The sequence below is a fragment of the Streptomyces ureilyticus genome (assembly GCF_011045025.1).
In the GTDB taxonomy this organism is placed as follows: Bacteria; Actinomycetota; Actinomycetes; order Streptomycetales; family Streptomycetaceae; genus Streptomyces; species Streptomyces ureilyticus.
Genome location: NZ_JAAKZX010000452.1, coordinates 1 through 1446, shown reverse-complemented (window position 1 = coordinate 1446; position 1446 = coordinate 1). Strand labels below are relative to the sequence as shown.

1 protein-coding gene is annotated in these 1446 nt (G+C 68.1%); it reads left to right on the top strand.

All coding sequences use genetic code 11. From position 1 onward, the window contains the following. Positions 1-233 precede the first annotated feature (233 nt). The gene (locus tag G6048_RS48070; protein WP_165345892.1) at positions 234-1424 is read left to right on the top strand and encodes an IS110 family RNA-guided transposase; all 1191 of its coding nucleotides are present in this window, start codon (positions 234-236) and stop codon (positions 1422-1424) included. Positions 1425-1446 lie beyond the last annotated feature (22 nt).

The following is a 1446-nucleotide window of genomic DNA, read 5'->3' as shown; positions in this document are numbered from 1 at the left end:
GTCCTACCTTTCAAGGGTGGTTGCTCTGGTCATTCGTAAGATCAGAGGGCCCAGGGGTTCTGGGTATGGCTGTCATGGCGGCGCCGTTGGCAAGGCTCAAAGGACTTGGCCACCCGGAACCCCGCGACGACTCGACCGCCAATTGGGAGACGCGACTCGATCGCTGCTGTAGGACAACGTCGGCGAGGTCGTCTGCGGGTGACATGTGAGACGGCGAGCTGGCGGAGGTGACCGTGCCCGAGATCTGGGCCGGGGTGGACATCGGCAAGGAACATCACCACTGCGTGGTGATCAACGCCGACGGCGAACGGCTGCTGTCGCGCCGGGTCCTGAACGACGAGACCGAGCTGCTTGAGCTCATCGGCGACGTCCTGGCGATATCCGCCGACGTGCTGTGGGCCGTCGACCTCAACCACGGTGGCGCCGCCCTGCTCATCGGCCTGCTCGTCAGCCACGACCAGCCCATGGCCTATCTGACCGGCCTGGCCGTCCACCGCGCCTCGGCCACCTATAAGGGCGAAGGCAAGACGGATGCGAAGGACGCCTTCGTCATCGCCGACCAGGCTCGCGTCCGTCGCGACCTCGGCCTGCTGCGGCCCGGCGACGAGATCGCCGTCGACCTGCGCACGCTGACCAACCGGCGCCTTGACGTGGTCTTCGACCGCACCCGGCAGATCAACCGCCTGAGGGCCCAACTGCTGGAGATCTTCCCCGCGTTGGAGCGGTCGCTGGAGTTGGTCAACAAGGGGCCGGTGATGCTGCTGACGGGCTACCAGACCCCCGCTGCAATCCGCCGCGCGGGCGCGAAGCGGATCGAGACGTGGCTGAAGAACCGGAAGGTCCGCGGGGCTGCCGCGCTGGCGAAGACGGCGGTGGAGGCTGCGCAGGCCCAGCAGACCGCGCTGCCCGGCGAGAAGCTGGCCGCCGCCATGGTGGTCCGGCTCGCGAAGGGGGTGATGGCCCTCGATGAGGAGATCGCCGAGCTCGACGCCCTGATCGAGGCCCGGTTTCGCGAGCATCCACACGCCGAGGTGATCCGCAGCCTGCCGGGCATGGGGGCCAAGCTCGGCGCCGAGTTCATCGCCGCGACCGGCGGCGACATGGATGCCTTCGGCAGCGCCGACCGCCTGGCCGGCTTCGCCGGCCTGGCTCCCCGGCCCCGCGACTCCGGCCGCGTCAGCGGCAACCTGCGCAGGCCCAAGCGATACCACCGCGGCCTGCTGCGGTCGATGTACCTCTCGGCGATGGTCAGCATCACGACGTGTCCGGCCTCGAAGGCGTACTACCAACGGAAGCGGAGCGAAGGGAAGGGCCACAAGCAGGCCCTGCTCGCCCTCGCTCGCCGACGCCTCAACGTCCTGTGGGCCATGATCCGTGACGGACAGTGCTACCAAGGTTCACCTCCCGTCACAGCAGCGGCTTGACATCACGATTGGGAAGTCCTTT